Below are 16,519 nucleotides of genomic sequence, written 5' to 3'. Positions count from 1 at the left end.
CGCAGGGGTTCTGTTTTTTTTGCGGGATCAATGGGCGCGGGCCTGGGTCACGCGATCCACGAGGTACACCAACCCGTGATAGTCGATGCCGCCATGCTGGCTCAGGCCGATCTCGCAGGTGCGGCTGGTGGAGATGCCTTCACTGCAGTGCTGCACTGCATCCTTGAGGGAGCGCAGCGAGTGGGCGTTGAGTTCCGGCGTGGTGAAACCTTTGTCGCCGGCAAACCCGCAGCAGTGGATGCCTTCCGGGATCACCACGGTTTTGGCACAGCGACGGGCCAGGTCGATCAGGGCCTGGCTTTCTCCCAGGTGTTGGGTGCTGCAGGTGACGTGTACGGCGATCGGTGCCTCCTGCGGTGTGAAGTCGAGACGGTCCATCAGGTGCGTGCGGATGAAACGTACGGGGTCGTAAAGGTCCAGGCGCGTTTCGCCGAGGTCTTGCACCAGGCGCAGGGTGCAGGGGCTGGTGTCGCAATAGATCGGGTCCAGGCCGCCGCGGCTGGCATGGAGCAGGGCGCCGATCAGTTCCTGGCGTTTGTGTTCTGCCTGTTCGGCGTAGCCTTTGGAAGCGAAAGGCTGGCCGCAGCACAGGTTGTCCTGGTTGTCGGGAAACACGACCTGGTAACCGGCTTTTTCCAGCAGGCCCTGGGTTTTTTCGTACAACGACATCTGCTCTTTATCACCGGCCGCCGGGCCCATGGCGCGTGAGACGCAGGCCGCCAGGTAGACCACCCGTGGCCGCTCATCCGTCACCGCCGGGCTGAAGCGAATGGCTTTTTCCGGTTGTGGCATGGCGTTGGTCCACTGCGGAATCTGTCCCTTGGACAACTTGGTCATGGTGGCCGACAGCTTCGCCAGGCGAGGCGCTCCCAGCAGCATGCGTGCACCATTGGCTACATGCAGGGTAAAGCGCGCACCTTGCAGTGCCGTGGCGAAATGGGTGGCCAGCCATTCGGCGGTTTTCGTACGGTCGGCGTCACGGCTTCGCAGTTTTTTCACCAGGTCGCCGGTATTGATTCCTACCGGGCAGCGCTGGGCGCATAGGCCGGTGGCGGCGCACGTGTCGATGCCCTGGTAGTGGTAGGCCGCTTCCAATTCGGTAGTGTCGACGCCGGCGCGTTTTTTCGCCTGTATATCTCGCCAGATCACGATGCGCTGGCGCGGGCTCAACGTCAGGCCCTTCGATGGGCATACCGGTTCACAGAAACCGCACTCAATGCACTTATCCACAAGCTCGTCGGCCGCAGGCAGCGGCTTGAGGTGCTTGAGGTGAATCTGCGGATCTTCGCTGAGCACCACATCAGGATTGAGAATGCCGTTGGGGTCGAGCAGGCGTTTGAGTTGCCACATCAATTGATAGGCGTCGCTGCCCCATTCCAGCTCCACGAACGGTGCCATATTGCGGCCGGTGCCGTGTTCGGCTTTCAGCGAACCGCCGAACTCCACGGCCACCAATTGCGCGACGTCATCCATGAACGCTTGATAGCGTGTGACTTCATCCGCGCTGTTGAAGCCTTGGGTGAACACAAAGTGCAGATTGCCTTCCAGGGCATGTCCGAAAAGGATGGCTTCGTCGTAGTGATGTTTGTCGAACAGTTCGATCAAGCGGTTCACGCCAATGGCCAGTTGCTCGACCGGGAAGGTGACGTCTTCGATGATCACCGTGGTGCCGGTTTTGCGTACAGCACCTACGGCGGGGAAGGTGTCCTTGCGGATGGCCCACAGGCGGGCGTTTTCCACGGGGTCTTCGGTGAAGTCGACCTGTTTCTCCACCGGGAAAACGGCCAGCGACGCCATGATCAGCGCCAATTGTTCGTGCAGCAATGACGGCGATGCGGCGCGGGATTCAATCAGCAGGGCGCAGGCACTTTCTGACAAGTGCTGTACGAATGCGGGCATGCCCGGTTTGTTCTGCACCGAGCGCATGCTGCGTCGGTCCAGCAACTCGACAGCCGACACCGGTTGGGTTTTCAGGATGGTGACTGCGTTGCAGCAGGTCTCCACATCCGGAAACACGATCAACGCCGACGCCTTGTTCGGGTGGTCGATCACGGTGTCGTAGGTGACTGCGCTGATAAACCCTAGGGTTCCCTCGGAGCCCACCAATAAATGGCTGAGGATATCCAGTGGTTCATCAAAATCCACCAGGGCGTTGAGTGACAGGCCGGTGGTATTTTTCAGACGGTATTTGTGGCGGATTTTTGCTGCCAATTCAGCGTTTGCCCGCGTTTCACGGCCGAGTGTGGCCAGGCGCTCGAGCAGTGCGCCGTGCTGTTCACGAAACGCCGTAACGCTGCTTGCGTCTTCTGTATCGAGGCGGCTGCCATCGGCCAGGACCAGACGAATTCCGGCCAGGGTGTGGTAGGTGTTCTGCGCCGTACCGCAGCACATGCCACTGGCGTTGTTGGCGACGATTCCGCCGATCTTGCAGGCATTGATCGACGCCGGGTCTGGGCCGATCTTGCGCCCGAATGGCGCCAGCCAGGCGTTGGCCTGTGCGCCGATCACGCCGGGTTGCAGGCGGATCTGAGTGCCTTGCCCGCGAATCTCACGGCCGTTCCAATTGTCCCCCAGCACGATCAGTACCGAGTCGCTTATCGCTTGCCCGGACAGGCTGGTGCCGGCTGCGCGGAAGGTTACCGGCACACGTTCACGCTGGGCCAGTTGCAGCAGCGCCACCACTTCGTCTTCCGATTCGACGCGGATCACCAGTTGTGGGACCAATCGGTAAAAGCTGGCGTCGGTGCCGAATGCGAGGGTGGAAAGTGGATCGTCGAAACGTCGATCTTGTGGGATCAGCTGTGCGACGTCAGCAAGGAAAGCGGCAGGCAGACTCATTGGTCCTCCAGGATCAGCACCCCCCGGGCGCCGTATTGACACGATTGCGCAAAGCCGACGCCGAAGTTATAGCCTGGCGTCGGTTATGACCCTATTGCTACGGCTTTAGTGCACCAGCATGCCGGTAAACCAGTAAGCCTGGGCCAGGGTGATCAGCCCGACGATCGTGGCGAAGAACAGGCTGTGCTTGAGGGTGAAGCGGAACAGGTCGGATTCTTTACCCACCAGTCCGGTAGCGGCGCAAGCCACGGCGATCGATTGCGGCGAAATCATTTTGCCGGTCACGCCGCCGCTGGTGTTTGCAACGACCAGAAGCGTGTCGTTGACGCCGATCTGGTGCGCCGTGGTGGCTTGCAACGAGCTGAACAGGGCGTTGGACGATGTGTCGGAGCCTGTCAGGAAAACCCCCAGCCAGCCTAGGAACGGCGAGAAGAACGGGAAGGCTGCACCAGTGCCAGCCAATACCAGCGCCATGGTCGAAGACATGCCGGAGTAATTGGTGACAAAGGCGAATGCCAGCACCATGCCGATAGACAGGATCGGCCACCGCAACTCGTAGAAGGTCTCTTTTAAAGTGGTAAGACCAATCTTGATATTGATCTTCAGGACTAGCATCGAGATCAGTGCCGAGAAGAAAATAGCGGTACCGGTCGCTGAAATCGGGTCCAGCTTGAATATCGCTGGGATCGCAGTCGGGTTGGTCACGATGGGTGCAACCTTGATCACCATTTGATCCAGGTGCGGGATCGCGAAGTTGAATACCCAGCTGTACATCGAGCCGCCTGCGGCGAACATCGCCTTGAACGGTTTGAGGGTCCAGATGGTGACCAGCACGGTGAGGATCAGGAACGGTGACCACGCCTTGAAGATCTGCCCCTGGCTGTAAGGTGAGGCGACGGTGCTGCGCGGCAGGCCGAAGCCGCCGGCGCTGGCGGTAATCGCTGCGTCGGAAGTGGCGCCGGCAATCTGCGCGCCCGCAGTGCGTTTGGGTTGCCATACTTTCAGGAACAGGGTCAGAGAGATCAGGCTGGCCAGGGCCGAGGTGATATCCGGCAGTTCCGGGCCGATGAAGTTGGACGTGAAGTATTGGGTGATGGCAAAGCTCAGGCCCGCGACCAGCGCAGCTGGCCAGGTTTCGCGAACGCCGCGCAGGCCGTCCATCATGAAGACCAGCCAGAACGGCACGAACAGCGACAGCAGCGGCAGTTGGCGGCCAGTCATGGCGCCGATCTTGAATGCATCGATTCCGGTCACTTGCCCGGCAACGATGATCGGAATTCCCAAGGCGCCGAAGGCGACGGGTGCGGTGTTGGCAATCAGGCACAGGCCGGCCGCGTACAGCGGATTGAAGCCCAGGCCTACCAGCAGTGCGGCGGTAATCGCCACGGGGGCGCCGAAACCGGCAGCACCTTCCAGGAATGCGCCGAAGCAGAAGCCGATCAACAGCACCTGCAGGCGCTGGTCATCGGTGATCGACAGGACAGAGCTGCGGATGATCTCGAACTGGCCGCTCTTGACGGTGAGTTTGTAGAGAAACACCGCCGCGACAATGATCCAGGCAATAGGCCACAGGCCATAGGCAAAACCGTAGCCAGCGGCGGCCAGCGCCATGTCCACTGGCATGTGGAAGGCAAAGATCGCTACCAGTATCGACAACGCCAGCGTGATGCTGCCGGCCACGTGGCCTTTGAGGCGAAACACGGCCAGAGCCAGGAAGAAAAACACGATCGGAATAACGGCGGCCAGTGCGGACAGGCCGAGGCTGCCGAGCGGGCTGTAGAGCTGTTGCCAGGTTTGCATATGGGGTGGCCCCTAATTGTTGTTGGTCAGGCACTTCATAGTCGACTTGGATAATTGGTAATACCAATTTACAATCGCTGGAGGCTAGGTTAAAAGTCTTCGCGGGATGTGTCAATTTGCCGCTCGCGAAACTTTGGTCGTAGCCCGGCAGGCGAGGTGGTTTGATCGGGTGAATCGAAGCGGTTCTGATAGGTGCTGGAAGGGCGGCGATAGGCCAGAATAGAGGCCCCGGCGAGTGGTCGGGATGGTGGGGAGTGAGTTATGGGGTTTGATCAGGTGCGTCAGCGCCGTTTGTCTGACGATATAGTCGAGCAGCTTGAGGGGATGATCCTTGAGGGCACGTTGAAGTCGGGTGAGCGTTTGCCGGCCGAGCGCGCTTTGGCTGAACAGTTTGGTGTGTCGCGTCCTTCGTTGAGGGAGGCGATTCAGAAGCTGGCGGCCAAGGGCTTGTTGGTGAGCCGTCAGGGTGGGGGCAATTATGTTGCCGAGTCACTGGGCTCGACGTTCAGCGATCCGTTGCTGCACCTGTTGGAAAACAATCCCGAGGCCCAGCGTGACCTGCTGGAGTTTCGTCAGACCCTTGAAGCGTCCTGTGCTTATTACGCAGCATTGCGAGCTACTGAGGTCGACCGTGAGCGGCTGACCGCTGCATTCGAGGCGTTGCAGGATTGCTATGCCCGCGTTGATGAAGTGAGTCGGGTCGAGGAGGGGGCTGCGGATGCACAGTTCCACCTGGCCATCGCGGAGGCCAGCCATAACGCGGTGTTGCTGCACACTATTCGCGGCTTGTTCGACCTGCTCAAGCGTAACGTGGTGACCAATATTGGCGGCATGTATCAGCAACGTACGGAGACGCGCGACATGCTGATCAGTCAGCACCGGGAACTGTACCTGGCGATTATCGAGGGCCGGGCCGAGCAGGCGCGAGAAGTCTCGACGCGTCACCTGGAGTACGTGCAGGAAGTGTTGGAGGAAGTACGTCAGGAGGTTCAGCGCGTGGCGCGTGCGGAGCGGCGTAAGGGGATGTAGCCGGGGGGAAGTCCCGAGGCTACATCGTTACAAGGGTTACTCTTCCTTGCCCTTGTTGCGCACGGCGCGATGCAGTTCGCGGTTGGAATCGCGTTCGCGCTCAGTATCACGCTTATCGTATTCCTTCTTGCCCTTGCCCAGTGCGATCTCGCACTTGACCAGGTGCTTGCTCCAATACCAGGACAGGCAGATACAGGCATAGCCTTTCTGCTGTACGGCTGCGGCGAGCTTTTCCAGTTCGCGGGCATTGAGCAATAGTTTGCGCGTGCGCACCGGGTCGGCAATCACGTGGGTGCTCGCGGTTGTCAGCGGGGTGATATGACTGCCGAGCAGCCATGCCTCGCCATCCTTGAGCAATACGTAGCTGTCGACCAGTTGCAACTTGCTGGCACGCAGACTCTTTACTTCCCAGCCGGCCAGGACCAGACCAGCCTCGAACCGATGTTCGATGAAGTAATCGTGTCGCGCTTTTTTATTTTGCGCGATGGTCCCTGTGGGGTGTTTCTTTTGTTTAGCCATAGGGGCGGCATTATAGGGAGTTGCGAGCGTGTCGGCTACGGTCAACCTGCGTGCTTGAGCGTGTTGGTCGAATCCCGGACAATACCGGCAGTTCTTTGGTTTTTTTCTTTCGCGGATCGGACTGTTGTTTCGCGATGTTTGCCGCTCAGCTGTGGAAATCACGCACACATGACGACGCATATTCAACGTTCGGCCCTGCTGCCCTATCCGGCGCAGGCGCTCTATGACCTGGTCAACGACGTGGCGCGTTACCCGGAATTCCTGCCTTGGTGCTCAACTGCCGAGGTGCTGGAAAGCAGTGATGAACATATGGTTGCCAGTGTTGGGGTGGCGAAAGGCGGGCTCAGTCAGCACTTTGTTACGCGGAATGCGCTGGTGCCGGGCAAGTCCATTGAAATGAATTTGCAGGAAGGGCCGTTTACCCAGCTACATGGTGTATGGGTTTTCAAGGCGCTTACCGACAAGGCCTGCAAGATCAGCCTGGATTTGTCGTTTGATTACGCTGGGCCGATTGTGCGGGCGACATTGGGGCCGTTGTTCAATCAGGCGGCCAATACCCTGGTGGATGCATTCTGCCAGCGAGCCAAGCAATTGCATGGTTGAGATCGAGGTGGTTTATGCCGCCGAGGATCGCCAGGTTCTGCTGGCGCTGACGGTGGCTTCGGGAACCAGTCTGCGTGCAGCAGTGCAATTGTCAGGGATGGCTATGCAGTTTCCTGAACTGGATCTGGCTGCTTGCCCCTTGGGGGTATTCGGTAAGGTCGTCACGGATGCTGAGGTGCGTCCCGTGCAATCGGGCGATCGCATTGAAATCTATCGGCCCTTGCTTGTGGACCCTAAAGAAGTGCGCAGGCTGCGTGCCGCCAGGGCGGCGTTGGCGAAGCGGCAGCATCCATAAGCTGGTTGAATGACAGGCAACAAAAAGCCCGGCATGCCGGGCTTTTTATATGCGCCGCAATGTTACTGCGGGCTGGTGTCCAGAGGCTGAGGCGTCGGGACAGGGACCGTTTCGACCCCGTCGACGTCTTTCTGGATCTTGTCGAGCAAGGAGCCTGGCTTGGCTGGTACTTCGGACTTCGGCTTCTCGCTTTCCTGCACAGGTGCAGTCACGTTGGTGCCGTTATCGTTGCCGAGCAGCGCTTGATCACGGCTTACGCCTGGCATGAAGTCACCCGACAGGCTGACAAGCTGGTCATTGCCATTGAAAATGACGCTGACGCGCTCCTGTTGGCGTTCACCGCCACCAGGCTGCAGGCTATAGAGATAATCCCAGCGATCGGCGTGGAAAGTGTCAGTCAGCAGGGGGTTGCCCATAATAAACCGTACTTGCCGTCGGGTCATTCCCGGGCGTAACTGGTCTATCATGTCCTGCGTGACGACATTGCCCTGCTGGATGTCGATTTTGTAAACCCCGGGGAATGAACAACCGGCGAGTGCGAGCAGTCCCACAAAGGTGAAACTGGTTAGCAAGAGCTTGGTGTTTTGCATCGGTGGGCGACTTCCACTATCTTGGCTGGGACAACGTAAACGCCGATCATACCCGTATTAAGAGAAGCTGCGAAGCAGCATCCGCGAGAAAGCTAACCATGGTTGAAAATAGCGAACTACGCAAAGCCGGTCTTAAAGTGACTCTGCCACGAGTCAAGATTCTACAAATGCTCGATTCTGCTGAGCAGCGCCACATGAGTGCCGAGGATGTTTACAAGGCGCTGATGGAGTCTAACGAGGACGTCGGCCTGGCCACGGTTTACCGTGTACTGACCCAGTTTGAAGCCGCAGGGCTGGTGGTTCGTCATAATTTCGACGGCGGTCATGCAGTGTTCGAATTGGCTGACGGTGGTCATCACGACCACATGGTTGACCTGGATACCAATGAGGTTATCGAGTTCACCAGCCCGGCAATCGAAAAGCTCCAGCACGAAATTGCTGAGGAGCATGGTTTCGATTTGGTCGACCACAATCTTGTGTTGTACATCCGTAAGAAAAAGTAAAAAGCGACGCAGAATTGCTCTGCGAAACGATCGAAGGCGACCCTGGGGTCGCCTTCGTGCTTTCTATAATAAGGAAAAGCTCGGCTCAGGCCTTGGCGGCTACGACCATTTTCTTCGCGTGTGCCAAAGATTCTTTGGTCAGGTCGATCCCTCCGAGCATCCGCGCCACTTCTTCCACGCGCTCCGACTTGTTCAGCTTGGATACCGCTGTGTGTGTCGCTTCGCTGTCTCTCACCTTGTGCACAAACAAGTGCTGATGTCCTTGAGCCGCCACTTGTGGCAAGTGAGTAACGGTCAGCACCTGGCCGCGATCCCCCAGGCGGCGCAGTAACTGACCCACAATTTCCGCCGTGGGGCCACCGATACCTACGTCTACTTCATCGAACACCAGTGTCGGTACCCGTGAGGTTTGCGCGGTAATCACTTGGATCGCCAGGCTGATTCGCGACAGCTCACCACCAGACGCCACCTTTGCCAGTGCCTTGAGCGGTTGCCCCGGGTTGGCGCTGACCAGTAGTTCTACCTGCTCCAGGCCGTAGGGCTGCAGTTCATTGCTGGCGTTGGTGCGCAACTCGATGGTAAAGCGCCCGCCCGGCATGCCCAGGCGCTGAATTTCCTGCTCGACGGCGCCAGCCAGGCTGGTGGCGGCCTGTTGGCGCAGATCGCTCAGTTCGCGGGCCTTCTCCTGATAGTGGCGGGCAAAAGAGCCGAGCTCTTCGCCCAGTCGCTCAATGGATTCGTCATTCGCGTTCAGGGTCTCGATTTCATCCAGCAGCTTCTGCTGCATGGTTGCCACTTCGGTGGGCTGGATTCGATGTTTGCGCGCCAGCGTATAGATGGTGTCCAGGCGCTCTTCTATTTCCTGCAGCCGCGCCGGGTCGGCGTCGAAATGATCAAGAAAGCGATTGAGTTCGCCGACGGCTTCTTCTACCTGGATTTGCGCACTGGTCAGCAGGGTGGTGGCTTCATTCAGTGAGCTTGAGGCGCTGTTAACACTGGACAGTCGGTTGAGGCTGGCCGTGAGCGCATTGAGCACATTGCCGGAATCGCTCTCGCTGCATTGCTCCACCACCTGGCGGCAGATAGACAGCAGGGTTTCGGCGTTGGTGAGGTTCTTGTGTTCCTGTTCCAGTTGTTCCAGCTCGGTTTCGCCAAGACCCAGGCTTTCCAGCTCTTCAAGCTGATAGCTGAGCAATTGATGGCGAGCGCGTTGCTCGTCACCGGAATTGGACAGTCGCTCCAGCTCCTGTCGGGTCTGGCGCCAGCGCTGGGCGGCCAGTTGTACCTGTCGGGCAAGGTCGGTGGCGCCAGCGTACTCGTCAAGCAGGCGGCGGTGGGTGTCGGTTTTGAGCAGGGATTGGTGTTCATGCTGGCTATGGATGTCAATCAGCAGTTCACCCAGGGCCTTCAGGTCGCCAAGGGGGCAGGGGGTTCCATTGATATAGCCGCGCGAGCGGCCCTCGGCGGTGATGACTCGGCGCAGGATGCACGGACCGTCGTTATTAAGGTCGCGCTCGACCAGCCAGGCTTCGGCTTCGGGGATGTCCGCGAGGTCGAAGGTGGCCAGAATGTCGGCCTTATCCGCGCCGGGGCGCACCACGCCACTGTCGGCGCGGTCGCCCAGGGTCAGGCCCAGGGCGTCGAGCATGATTGACTTGCCGGCGCCGGTTTCGCCTGTGATTACGCTCATCCCGCGATCCAGTTCGAGATCCAGATGTTCAACGATGGCGTAGTTGTGTACAGACAGGTGCACGAGCATGACGGCCGCTCCCAGGCTTTAGGTCTGGTTATTTATACAGTGTTTTGTTCTGGGCTGACAATCCTGATGCTTAGCTCAATTTGCTCGGTCGCCCGGGTTTTATAGTGCAAAGGAGAATGATCGGGTTGAAGTTGATCTGGGGCAGGCGAAAGACTTTTGGTAGAGCCTGCACCCTTGAACCTGGAAATTGTGGCCCCATATACCGGAACAGAAGCGCGAGTTGAGTTCGCGCATGATTTTGAAAGGAGAAATCTATGGCTGACGAACAGACGCAGGATACGCAAACTCCGGACGCCAATTCGGCTGTCGGTGATGAACTGGCAACTCGTGTGCAAGTGCTCGAAGAGCAGTTGGCCGCTGCGCAGGATCAGTCTTTGCGTGTTGCCGCCGATCTGCAGAACGTCCGCCGCCGTGCCGAGCAGGACGTAGAAAAAGCTCACAAGTTCGGGCTGGAAAAGTTCGCGGGCGACCTGCTGCCAATTATTGACAGCCTGGAGCGTGGCCTCGAGTTGTCCAACCCGGATGACGAAAACATCCGCCCGATGCGCGAAGGGATCGAACTGACCCTGAAAATGTTTCAGGACACCCTGAAGCGTTATCAGCTGGAAGCCATTGATCCGCAAGGCGGCGAACCGTTCAGCGCTGAGCTTCACCAGGCCATGGCCATGCAAGAAAGCCACGACCTCGAACCCAACAGTGTGTTGAAAGTGTTCCAGAAGGGCTATCAGCTCAACGGTCGCCTGTTGCGCCCTGCAATGGTGGTAGTGAGCAAGGCTCCTGCACCTGTTGCACCTTCTATTGATGAGCAGGCTTGAAATCCGCCGCAAGGCCCCCATTTATAAGTCAAGCGTTTAAGTGCTACCGCAGTTAGCCACCACTGCTGCGGCAACCAAATTCAAGTTTCGGGAGAGTAAATCATGGGCAAAATTATCGGTATTGACCTGGGGACCACCAACTCCTGCGTCTCCGTGTTGGAAAACGGCGTTGCAAAAGTAATCGAAAACGCCGAAGGCGCGCGTACCACGCCGTCGATCATCGCTTACGCCAACGATGGTGAAATCCTGGTTGGCCAGTCGGCCAAGCGCCAGGCTGTGACCAACCCGCATAACACCCTGTACGCGGTGAAGCGCCTGATCGGTCGTAAGTTCGACGAAGAAGTCGTACAGAAAGACATCAAAATGGTCCCTTACAAGATCGCCAAGGCTGACAACGGTGACGCCTGGGTTGAAGTAAATGGCCAGAAAATGTCGCCACCGCAAATCTCGGCTGAAATCTTGAAGAAGATGAAGAAGACTGCCGAAGATTACCTGGGTGAGACAGTGACTGAGGCGGTGATCACCGTTCCAGCCTATTTCAACGACAGCCAGCGCCAGGCGACCAAAGACGCCGGCCGCATCGCGGGCCTGGATGTAAAACGTATCATCAACGAACCGACCGCAGCTGCTCTGGCTTACGGTATGGACAAGGCCAAGGGCGATCATACCGTGATCGTTTATGACCTGGGTGGCGGTACGTTCGACGTTTCCGTGATCGAGATCGCTGAAGTAGACGGCGAGCACCAGTTCGAAGTGTTGGCCACCAACGGCGACACCTTCCTGGGTGGTGAGGACTTTGACATTCGTCTGATCGACTACCTCGTTGACGAATTCAAGAAAGAAAGCGGCATGAACCTCAAGGGTGACCCTCTGGCGATGCAGCGCCTGAAAGAAGCTGCTGAGAAAGCCAAGATCGAGCTGTCTTCCGCTCAGTCGACCGACGTTAACCTGCCGTACATCACTGCAGACGCCACCGGTCCTAAGCACTTGAACGTGAAGATCTCTCGCGCCAAGTTGGAAGCGCTGGTCGAAGACCTGGTTCAACGCACCATCGAGCCATGCCGCATTGCGCTGAAAGACTCCGGTATTGATGTTGGTGCGATCAACGACGTGATCCTGGTAGGCGGTCAGACCCGTATGCCACTGGTTCAGAAGTTGGTTACCGAGTTCTTCGGCAAAGAAGCACGTAAAGATGTGAACCCGGACGAAGCGGTCGCCATGGGTGCTGCCATCCAGGGCGCGGTATTGGCCGGTGACGTGAAAGACGTGTTGCTGCTGGACGTAAGCCCGCTGACCCTGGGTATCGAAACCATGGGTGGCGTGATGACTGCGCTGATCGAGAAAAACACCACGATTCCTACCAAGAAATCCCAGGTGTTCTCGACGGCTGATGATAACCAGGGTGCTGTGACCATTCACGTGCTGCAAGGTGAGCGTAAGCAGGCTGCTCAGAACAAGTCCCTGGGCAAGTTCGACCTGGCTGAGATTCCACCAGCACCACGTGGCGTGCCACAAATCGAAGTGACCTTTGATATCGACGCCAACGGCATTCTGCACGTAGGTGCGAAAGACAAGGCTACCGGCAAAGAGCAGAAGATCACCATCAAGGCCAACTCCGGTCTTTCTGATGAAGAAATTCAACAGATGATCCGTGATGCTGAAACCAATGCTGAAGCTGACAAGAAGTTCGAAGAGCTGGCAGGTGCCCGCAACCAGGGCGACGCACTGGTTCACTCGACACGCAAAATGATCGCTGATGCTGGCGAGAAAGTGACCGCTGAAGAGAAGGCTGCGATCGAAGCTGCTGTAGTTGCCCTGGAAGCCGCTGTCAAAGGCGACGACAAGGCTGCCATTGAAGCCAAGGTTGAAGAATTGTCGAAAGTCTCCGCGCCAGTGGCTCAAAAAATGTACGCCGAACAGGCTCAGCCAGCTGACGGTGCTGCTCAAAAGGCAGAGCCTGAAGCTAAAGATGATGTTGTCGATGCCGAGTTCGAAGAAGTTACAGACAAGAAGTAAGTTGGTCGCCCGGTTGACCGCTATCAAGCGGTGACTGGTAGGATGTCGCCGCGCGGGAGCTTGCTCCCGCGTTGGCGTGTCTGGGGTATGTGAATTTTTACAGCATGCGACAGCGTTCGGATGTTGGCGGTGTGATCGGGGATGCTCCTGCTTTCCGAGCAATAAATACCGCGTTTTTGGCCGGGTCCCTGGCTAAAAAGTAGTAATGACCAGGATCGTTGAATTGACGTGAGTTGGGTCCGGGCCTGTATTGGGGCTCAACGAGTTTAGCCAGGCTCAGGAGGGTCTGGCTGAACGTCCTTAAGAGTGCAAAGACTTATGGCAAAGCGTGACTATTACGAAGTATTGGGTGTGGAGCGCGGCTCCAGCGAGGCGGACCTGAAAAAGGCTTACCGTCGCCTGGCAATGAAGCACCACCCGGACCGTAATCCGGATAGCAAAGAATCCGAAGATATGTTCAAAGAGGCCAACGAGGCCTACGAATGTTTGTCTGATCCCAACAAGCGTGCTGCCTACGACCAGTATGGACATGCCGGTGTCGATCCGAGCATGGGTGGCGGCGGTGCCGGTTTTGGCGGTCAGAACTTCTCCGATATTTTCGGCGATGTATTCAGTGACTTCTTCGGCGGTGGCCGTGGTGGTCAGCGTGGCGGTGCCCAGCGTGGCAGCGACTTGCGCTACACCCTGGAGTTGAACCTGGAAGAAGCCGTGCGTGGCACCAGCGTTAATATCCGCGTGCCGACGCTGGTTAACTGCAAGCCGTGTGATGGTTCGGGTGCCAAGAAAGGCTCCGCGCCGATTACTTGCCCGACGTGCGGCGGTATCGGCCAGGTGCGTATGCAGCAGGGTTTCTTCTCGGTGCAGCAGACCTGTCCGCGTTGCCATGGGCAGGGCAAGATCATTTCCGATCCGTGCGATTCCTGCCACGGCGAAGGTCGCGTCGAAGAGTACAAGACCCTGGCGGTAAAAGTGCCGGCGGGTGTGGATACCGGAGACCGTATTCGTCTGTCGGGTGAGGGTGAGGCCGGTACCCAGGGCGGTCCGACGGGCGACCTGTACGTGGTGATCAATGTGCGCGAGCACTCGATCTTCCAACGCGACGGCAAGCACCTGTTCTGTGAAGTGCCGATCAGTTTTGTCGATGCAGCCCTGGGGGGCGAATTGGAGATTCCGACCCTGGACGGTCGGGTCAAGCTCAAGATCCCTGAAGGTACGCAGACCGGCAAGCAGTTCCGTATTCGTGGCAAGGGCGTAGCGCCGGTGCGCGGTGGTGGTGCTGGCGACTTGATGTGTCGTGTGGCCGTGGAGACTCCGGTCAACCTGGGGCGCCGTCAGCGTGAATTGCTTGAGGAATTCCGCAGTTCGCTGGAGGGCGATGACACGCATTCGCCGAAAACCACTGGATTTTTCGAAGGCGTGAAGCGCTTCTTCGGCGACCTGTAAGGAAGTGAGTATGCGACGTATAGCCGTAATGGGCGCTGCCGGGCGCATGGGCAAGACGCTGGTCGAGGCGGTGCAGCAGCGCTCCCCGGCCTCTGGGCTGACCGCGGCGATTGTTCGTCCCGGTAGCACGTTGATCGGTGCGGATGCGGGTGAGTTGGCTTCGCTGGGGCGTATCGGTGTCTCATTGTCAGGCAGCCTGGAGCAGGTGGCTGACGAATTCGATGTGCTGATCGACTTCACCCTGCCGGAGGTGATGCTGAAAAACCTCGCGTTCTGCCGCAAGGCGGGCAAGGCGATGGTGATTGGTACCACGGGTTTGACTGCGCAGCAGAAGCAGTTGTTGGAGGAGGCGGGCAAGGATATTCCCGTCGTCTTCGCTGCCAACTTCAGTGTCGGCGTGAACCTGTCGCTCAAGTTGCTGGACATGGCGGCGCGGGTGTTGGGGGATGAGGCGGATATCGAGATTATCGAGACGCATCACCGTCACAAGATCGATGCGCCGTCGGGTACCGCGCTGCGCATGGGTGAGGCTATTGCTGATGCGCTGGGGCGTGATCTGTCCAAGGTGGCGGTTTACGGTCGCGAAGGGCATACCGGTGCGCGTGCGCGTGACACCATTGGTTTTGCGACCGTCCGTGGCGGTGATGTGGTGGGCGACCACACGGTATTGTTTGCTACCGAGGGTGAGCGCCTGGAAATTACCCACAAGGCTTCGAGCCGCATGACATTCGCCAAGGGCGCGGTGCGTGCTGCGCTCTGGTTGGAAGGTCGCGAGGCTGGTCTGTACGATATGCGCGATGTGTTGGATCTGCACTAAGCAGTAGCTAAAACCGGGCCTCGGGATTATCCTAAGGCCCCGTTTTTACCCGCTAAGCGACGTCCCGTCGCATTCTCCTGCCTTTAAGGCTCATTAGCGGTGGACCAAAAAAGCCTTTTTCTGTAAGCTACAGCTTTAGTGTGTCCACTAAAAGCGCGCAGAATAATTCAGTGAAGAAGCGGGGTGACGTGTCCATACGTCACTCCGCTTTTTTACAACCTGCGATCGCCCTTTCAGGCTTTATTTACGGGAGGTCTTCTTGACTAAGCCAGCCATACTCGCCCTTGCTGATGGCAGCATTTTTCGCGGCGAAGCCATTGGAGCCGACGGTCAAACCGTTGGAGAGGTGGTGTTTAACACCGCCATGACCGGCTATCAGGAAATCCTTACCGATCCTTCCTACGCCCAACAGATCGTTACCCTGACCTATCCGCACATCGGCAACACCGGTACTACGCCGGAAGACGTTGAGTCTGATCGTGTCTGGTCGGCGGGTCTGGTCATTCGTGATCTGCCACTGGTTGCGAGCAACTGGCGTAACACGATGTCGCTGTCCGATTACCTGAAAGCCAACAACGTTGTGGCGATCGCCGGTATCGATACGCGCCGCCTGACGCGCATCCTGCGTGAAAAGGGCTCGCAGAATGGCTGCATCATGGTCGGTGACAATATTTCCGAAGCAGCGGCGATTGCTGCAGCGCAAGGCTTCCCAGGCCTGAAAGGCATGGACCTGGCGAAAGTCGTCAGCACCAAGGAGCAGTACGAGTGGCGCTCCACTGTCTGGGACTTGAAGACCGACAGCCACGAGACTATCGAAGCGGCTGACCTGCCGTATCACGTGGTCGCATACGACTACGGCGTCAAGTACAACATCCTGCGTATGCTGGTCGAGCGTGGGTGCCGCGTGACCGTGGTGCCGGCGCAAACGCCTGCCAGCGACGTGCTGGCCCTGCAACCTGACGGCGTGTTCCTGTCCAACGGCCCGGGTGATCCGGAGCCTTGTGACTACGCCATCCAGGCCATCAAGGAAGTGTTGGAAACCGAGATTCCGGTATTTGGCATCTGCCTCGGTCACCAGCTGCTGGCGCTGGCCTCCGGTGCCAAGACCCTGAAAATGGGTCATGGTCATCACGGCGCCAACCACCCTGTGCAGGACCTGGACACCGGCGTTGTGATGATCACCAGCCAGAACCACGGTTTTGCGGTGGATGAAGCGACCTTGCCGAGCAATGTCCGCGCGATTCACAAGTCGTTGTTCGACGGTTCCCTGCAGGGTATCGAGCGTACTGACAAGAGCGCGTTCAGCTTCCAGGGCCACCCTGAAGCAAGCCCGGGCCCGAACGACGTAGCACCGCTGTTCGACCGTTTCATCAATGAGATGGCCAAGCGACGCTGACTGAGCGGCCTGCGGGCGGCCCCTACCTTGGTGGCCCCTGCAGGCTCTTCGAAGATTGTTCAAGACGGCTTGCCGACTGACCTGCGGATTTGAGTG

General features: G+C 58.2%; 14 protein-coding genes. 9 read left to right on the top strand and 5 right to left on the bottom strand.

Annotation, left to right across the window (positions count from 1 at the left end; translation table 11 throughout):
* Window positions 1-27 precede the first annotated feature (27 nt).
* Complete coding sequence (locus tag V3W40_RS21080) at window positions 28-2,838, bottom strand: FAD-binding and (Fe-S)-binding domain-containing protein (RefSeq protein WP_330215582.1); 2,811 nt, start codon at window positions 2,836-2,838, stop codon at window positions 28-30.
* Window positions 2,839-2,943: 105 nt separating this feature from the next.
* A complete protein-coding gene (locus V3W40_RS21075; RefSeq protein WP_330215581.1) occupies window positions 2,944-4,638 on the bottom strand; it encodes a lactate permease LctP family transporter in 1,695 nt (564 codons plus the stop codon).
* A gap of 261 nt (window positions 4,639-4,899) precedes the next feature.
* Here V3W40_RS21075 and V3W40_RS21070 point away from each other — a divergent pair, with 261 nt between their 5' ends.
* Window positions 4,900-5,667, top strand: coding sequence for an FCD domain-containing protein (locus V3W40_RS21070; protein ID WP_065938286.1), 768 nt, complete (start codon window positions 4,900-4,902; stop codon window positions 5,665-5,667).
* 36 nt (window positions 5,668-5,703) lie between these two features.
* Here V3W40_RS21070 and smpB read toward each other — a convergent pair whose 3' ends face one another.
* The gene (gene smpB / locus V3W40_RS21065) at window positions 5,704-6,186 is read right to left on the bottom strand and encodes an SsrA-binding protein SmpB (protein ID WP_003176160.1); all 483 of its coding nucleotides are present in this window, start codon (window positions 6,184-6,186) and stop codon (window positions 5,704-5,706) included.
* Window positions 6,187-6,354: 168 nt separating this feature from the next.
* On the opposite strand from smpB, the gene V3W40_RS21060 reads away from it, so the two are divergent.
* Together V3W40_RS21060 and V3W40_RS21055 are read left to right on the top strand one after the other, a co-directional pair.
* Window positions 6,355-6,789, top strand: coding sequence for a type II toxin-antitoxin system RatA family toxin (locus V3W40_RS21060; protein ID WP_027605353.1), 435 nt, complete (start codon window positions 6,355-6,357; stop codon window positions 6,787-6,789).
* Window positions 6,782-7,084: an RnfH family protein gene (locus V3W40_RS21055; protein ID WP_065925317.1), complete on the top strand. Its 303-nt coding sequence runs from the start codon at window positions 6,782-6,784 to the stop codon at window positions 7,082-7,084. The genes V3W40_RS21060 and V3W40_RS21055 overlap by 8 nt, the downstream gene beginning before the upstream one ends.
* A 62-nt stretch (window positions 7,085-7,146) precedes the next feature.
* Here the strand turns inward: V3W40_RS21055 and V3W40_RS21050 are convergent, their stop codons facing one another.
* Window positions 7,147-7,674 carry an outer membrane protein assembly factor BamE gene (locus V3W40_RS21050; RefSeq protein ID WP_027605355.1) on the bottom strand — a complete coding sequence of 176 codons (528 nt, stop codon included), beginning with the start codon at window positions 7,672-7,674 and terminating at the stop codon, window positions 7,147-7,149.
* Between the two features lie 98 nt (window positions 7,675-7,772).
* Between V3W40_RS21050 and fur the strand changes: the two genes are divergently transcribed.
* Window positions 7,773-8,177, top strand: a complete 405-nt coding sequence (gene fur, locus V3W40_RS21045) for a ferric iron uptake transcriptional regulator (protein ID WP_010562662.1) — start codon at window positions 7,773-7,775, stop codon at window positions 8,175-8,177.
* Window positions 8,178-8,262: 85 nt separating this feature from the next.
* On the opposite strand, the gene recN is transcribed toward fur, so the two are convergent.
* A complete protein-coding gene (gene recN, locus V3W40_RS21040; protein ID WP_330215580.1) occupies window positions 8,263-9,936 on the bottom strand; it encodes a DNA repair protein RecN in 1,674 nt (557 codons plus the stop codon).
* 254 nt (window positions 9,937-10,190) lie between these two features.
* On the opposite strand from recN, the gene grpE reads away from it, so the two are divergent.
* The 5 genes from grpE (at window position 10,191) to carA (ending at window position 16,423) form a co-directional block, all read left to right on the top strand.
* Window positions 10,191-10,751: a nucleotide exchange factor GrpE gene (gene grpE, locus V3W40_RS21035; protein ID WP_027605357.1), complete on the top strand. Its 561-nt coding sequence runs from the start codon at window positions 10,191-10,193 to the stop codon at window positions 10,749-10,751.
* Window positions 10,752-10,853: 102 nt separating this feature from the next.
* Window positions 10,854-12,767, top strand: a complete 1,914-nt coding sequence (gene dnaK, locus V3W40_RS21030; RefSeq protein WP_053137821.1) for a molecular chaperone DnaK — start codon at window positions 10,854-10,856, stop codon at window positions 12,765-12,767.
* Window positions 12,768-13,085: 318 nt separating this feature from the next.
* Window positions 13,086-14,210 (top strand): molecular chaperone DnaJ, encoded by a 1,125-nt coding sequence (gene dnaJ / locus V3W40_RS21025; RefSeq protein ID WP_065925314.1) that lies wholly within the window; start codon window positions 13,086-13,088, stop codon window positions 14,208-14,210.
* 10 nt (window positions 14,211-14,220) lie between these two features.
* Complete coding sequence (gene dapB / locus V3W40_RS21020; protein ID WP_027605360.1) at window positions 14,221-15,027, top strand: 4-hydroxy-tetrahydrodipicolinate reductase; 807 nt, start codon at window positions 14,221-14,223, stop codon at window positions 15,025-15,027.
* A 259-nt stretch (window positions 15,028-15,286) separates the two neighbouring features.
* Entirely contained in the window at window positions 15,287-16,423 is a 1,137-nt protein-coding gene (carA, locus tag V3W40_RS21015) for a glutamine-hydrolyzing carbamoyl-phosphate synthase small subunit (RefSeq protein ID WP_027605361.1), read from the top strand.
* Window positions 16,424-16,519 lie beyond the last annotated feature (96 nt).

The organism is Pseudomonas sp. AM8 (assembly GCF_036346475.1).
Taxonomy (GTDB): Bacteria; Pseudomonadota; Gammaproteobacteria; order Pseudomonadales; family Pseudomonadaceae; genus Aquipseudomonas; species Aquipseudomonas marginalis.
This window is presented reverse-complemented; position numbering and strand designations above follow the sequence as displayed.

Coding starts and splice junctions, on each gene's coding strand:
- V3W40_RS21080 (WP_330215582.1), bottom strand. CDS start 2,838: ATGAGTCTGCCTGCCGCTTTCCTTGCTGACGTCGCACAGCTGATCCCA.
- V3W40_RS21075 (WP_330215581.1), bottom strand. CDS start 4,638: ATGCAAACCTGGCAACAGCTCTACAGCCCGCTCGGCAGCCTCGGCCTG.
- V3W40_RS21070 (WP_065938286.1), top strand. CDS start 4,900: ATGGGGTTTGATCAGGTGCGTCAGCGCCGTTTGTCTGACGATATAGTC.
- smpB (WP_003176160.1), bottom strand. CDS start 6,186: ATGGCTAAACAAAAGAAACACCCCACAGGGACCATCGCGCAAAATAAA.
- V3W40_RS21060 (WP_027605353.1), top strand. CDS start 6,355: ATGACGACGCATATTCAACGTTCGGCCCTGCTGCCCTATCCGGCGCAG.
- V3W40_RS21055 (WP_065925317.1), top strand. CDS start 6,782: ATGGTTGAGATCGAGGTGGTTTATGCCGCCGAGGATCGCCAGGTTCTG.
- V3W40_RS21050 (WP_027605355.1), bottom strand. CDS start 7,674: ATGCAAAACACCAAGCTCTTGCTAACCAGTTTCACCTTTGTGGGACTG.
- fur (WP_010562662.1), top strand. CDS start 7,773: ATGGTTGAAAATAGCGAACTACGCAAAGCCGGTCTTAAAGTGACTCTG.
- recN (WP_330215580.1), bottom strand. CDS start 9,936: ATGCTCGTGCACCTGTCTGTACACAACTACGCCATCGTTGAACATCTG.
- grpE (WP_027605357.1), top strand. CDS start 10,191: ATGGCTGACGAACAGACGCAGGATACGCAAACTCCGGACGCCAATTCG.
- dnaK (WP_053137821.1), top strand. CDS start 10,854: ATGGGCAAAATTATCGGTATTGACCTGGGGACCACCAACTCCTGCGTC.
- dnaJ (WP_065925314.1), top strand. CDS start 13,086: ATGGCAAAGCGTGACTATTACGAAGTATTGGGTGTGGAGCGCGGCTCC.
- dapB (WP_027605360.1), top strand. CDS start 14,221: ATGCGACGTATAGCCGTAATGGGCGCTGCCGGGCGCATGGGCAAGACG.